This is a genomic window from Actinotalea sp. JY-7885 (assembly GCF_014525465.1).
Lineage (GTDB): Bacteria > Actinomycetota > Actinomycetes > Actinomycetales > Cellulomonadaceae > Actinotalea.
The window spans coordinates 1-2915 of sequence record NZ_JACEXH010000270.1; the positions used below are offsets into that span (position 1 = coordinate 1).

The following is a 2915-nucleotide window of genomic DNA, read 5'->3' on the forward strand; positions in this document are numbered from 1 at the left end:
AGCCGCGCCGCCCCGGCGGCGTCCAGGGTCGGCCAGCGCTCGGCGTCGTCGAGCCCGAGCGCGGACAGCGGCGCGTACTCGCCGAGCACCGCCTCGGCGCGGACCGGGTCCGGCGGCGGCACCGCGGCCGGCCCGCCGTGGGTCTCGTCGTTCGTCATCAGCTGCTCGTCGTCATCAGTGGCTCGTCATCAGGCTCGTCGTCGTCAGTAGTTGGAGTACTGCGCCGCCGCCTCCTTCGCGCGCTTCTCCGCGAGGGCGCGCGCGAGCTCCTCGGCGCGCCGCACCTCCTCCGCCATCGCCCGCGACGCCACCTCCCGGTAGGCGGTGCTCACCGCCTGCCACCGGTCGGCCGCCTCCTGCTCGCTCTCCCCGGCGGGCAGCAGGTCGCCCGCCGCCAGCGCCGCCCGCGCGGCCTCCTCGCGGCCCGTGTCCTGGTGGACCCACGTGCGCGGGTCCCGGACGTGCGCGAGCTCGCTCACCAGTCTCATGACGACGTGGAGGAACCACCGGGCCGTCCCCCCGCGCTCCGCGGCCGCAGCGGCCACGCCGGGGTGCCCGAGCAGCGCCGGGTCGGTCAGCAGCCAGCACGCCACGGCGGCGCCGGCCCGCGTGCGGCGTGGCGCGTCGGGGCCGAAGGTGCGGTCGATCCAGGCCAGCCCGGCGGCGTCCAGCACGGTGCCGTCGACCTGGATCACGACGTCCGCGACGAGGGCCGGGACGTCGACGTGGCGGTCGAGCATGTCCGGCGACGTCAGGGCGAGGCGCTGGGTGAGGGTCGCCAGGGACGGCCCCGGGTGCCGCGTGCGGTCATCGGCCATGCGCACCGCCGCCGTCGGACGCCCAGAGGCGGCGTGCGAAGTCCCGCGCGAAGGCCACGAGCTGCTCCTGGTCGTTGACGATGTGGACGTCGTACCCGGGTGCCACGGCGGCGATCCGGTCGGCGTGGATCTGCTGGGCCTCCAGCACGAGCGTGCCGCCGCCGCCCGCGGCGGCGACCGCGCGGGCCGCGATCCCGGTGCTCGGGTCTGCGGTCGGCTCCGCGCCGCCGCGGAAGATCACCGACGCGGGCGCGACGTCCTCGAACATCGAGACGACGCCCGTGTCCGAGATCACCGCGATGTGGGTGGCGCCGTCATCCGTGCGCGCGCCGCCCCAGGCACGGGCCGGTGCCGGTGCGAGGTGGGTGCGCTCCAGGAGCGGCAGGGGGAACGAGGTGCTGCCACCGAAGTGGGCGACGATCGCGGCCAGCACCGCGTCGGCGTCGCGCGTGAAGCCGTCGGTCCCGGCGACCTGCTGCGGGCCGCTCCAGGTGGTCGCCTGCACGCGCGCTCCCGCCCGTAGGGCGGACAGCGCCAGCACGGCGCCCGCGAGCGCGATCGGGGCGCGCCGGGCGGTCGGGTTCGGCATCGATCCCGACGAGTCGAGGTAGAGGTCCAGGTCGACGACCCGGCGCTCGTCGCGCACCGGGTCCTCCTGGTGCACGTCGCGGCGCACCGTGGTCAGGCCGGGCACGACCACGGGCGAGGCGGTGAGCGTCCCGGTCCAGTCGACGTCGGCCAGGTCGTCGCCGAGCTCCCACGCCTCCAGCCCGCCGAGCAGATCCTCGCGGGGCGGGTGGGCCGGGCGCGTCGGGAACGGCACGAGGTGCGGCGCGGCGTGCTCGCGGTACCACGCGGCGGCGACCGTCGCCGCGTCGACCGTCATGCCGAGCGCCCGGAGCGCCGCCAGCGCGTCCGCCGGCTCCAGGCTCTGCCCGGTGGCGTCCGAGGAGGCACCGGTGCTCGGCCCGCGGCCCCACGCGCCGTCGGTCTCGTCGCCGTCCTCGTCGTCCCCCTCGTCGTCGTCGTCCTCGCCGTCGCCGCCCGTGCCGACCACCGCGGGGTCGAGCGCCGGGTGCACCACCGGCCGCCCGAGGCCCGTGTCGCCCGCGAGGCCGCCGGGCACCACGTCGCCCGTCTCCGCGTGCGCGCAGGGCACCATCCGGACGTCCGGGTGGTACGACTCGAGCTGCTCGGCGAGCGTCGTGCGGACCAGGGCCCCGAACCCGCCGGCGCCGCCGACCGGGTCCCGCGCGTAGACCCGCACGAGCCGCGCGCACAGGTGCGCCGCGTCCTCGGGGATGTCGCCCGCGGGGTCCGTCAGGGCCCCGCGCGGGGTCTGCCACAGGATCTCGTACGCGCGCCAGACCATCTGGAACAGCCGGTCGTCCGGGGACGGTCGGCCCAGCGCGGCGTACAGGCCCAGCACGTCGAGGCCGGCGCGGCGCTGGAGGCGGTCGTTGATGAGCAGGTCCGCCCACAGGTTGGCGACGGTCCCGACCAGCTGGTCCGCGTCGACCAGGCCGACCCGCACGCGCGCCGCCACGCGGGCCGCCGTGAGCAGGTCGCCGGGCGCGAGCACGTGGTGGCCGACCTCGTGCGCCAGGGCGGCGACCGCGTGGTCCTCGAGGGCCCTCGCTCGCACGTCGGCGAGGCAGATGTGCACCTCGACGTCGGTGCAGGAGAACCAGGCGAACGACCCGGCACCCGGCACCCGCTCCTCGTGCAGCGTCGGCAGGTGCATGCGCGTCGGGCGCCCCCACGCCCCGAGCGCCGCAGGCCACGCCGCGAGCCAGCGCTCCGCCAGCGCGCTCACGCGGCCACCCGCGCGGGCAGGCGGACGACGTCCACGCAGTAGGAGTGCGCCCGGCTCACGAGCGCGACGGCGCCGTCGGTGCCCCCGGGGCAGACGGCACCGCCCGTGACGGTGTCGACCCACGGCACCACGCCCGCCAGCGCCGCGGCCGGGACCCCCGGCGCGGGGACCTCGCCGCCGATCTCACCGGCCCGCACCACGGCGACGCCGTGCACGTCGGCCACCACGAGCCAGCGCCGGCCGTCGGCGTGCACGAGCCAGCCCGGACCGCCGCGGCCCTC

General features: G+C 77.7%; 3 protein-coding genes. All 3 read right to left on the minus strand.

Features of this window, described 5'->3' with window-relative positions; translation table 11 throughout:
- Nucleotides 1-203 precede the first annotated feature (203 nt).
- Nucleotides 204-818 (minus strand): hypothetical protein, encoded by a 615-nt coding sequence (locus IDM29_RS16085; protein ID WP_188037783.1) that lies wholly within the window; start codon nucleotides 816-818, stop codon nucleotides 204-206.
- Complete coding sequence (locus tag IDM29_RS16090; protein ID WP_188037784.1) at nucleotides 808-2634, minus strand: hypothetical protein; 1827 nt, start codon at nucleotides 2632-2634, stop codon at nucleotides 808-810. Before IDM29_RS16090 ends, IDM29_RS16085 begins: the two co-directional genes overlap by 11 nt.
- The coding region (locus IDM29_RS16095; protein WP_223148419.1) for a hypothetical protein at nucleotides 2631-2915 on the minus strand (285 nt) is incomplete at its 5' end. The genes IDM29_RS16090 and IDM29_RS16095, both read right to left, overlap by 4 nt.

Bases quoted from the DNA above. Each gene is read 5' to 3' on its own strand.
- IDM29_RS16085 (WP_188037783.1), bottom strand. From the start codon at position 818: ATGGCCGATGACCGCACGCGGCACCCGGGGCCGTCCCTGGCGACCCTC.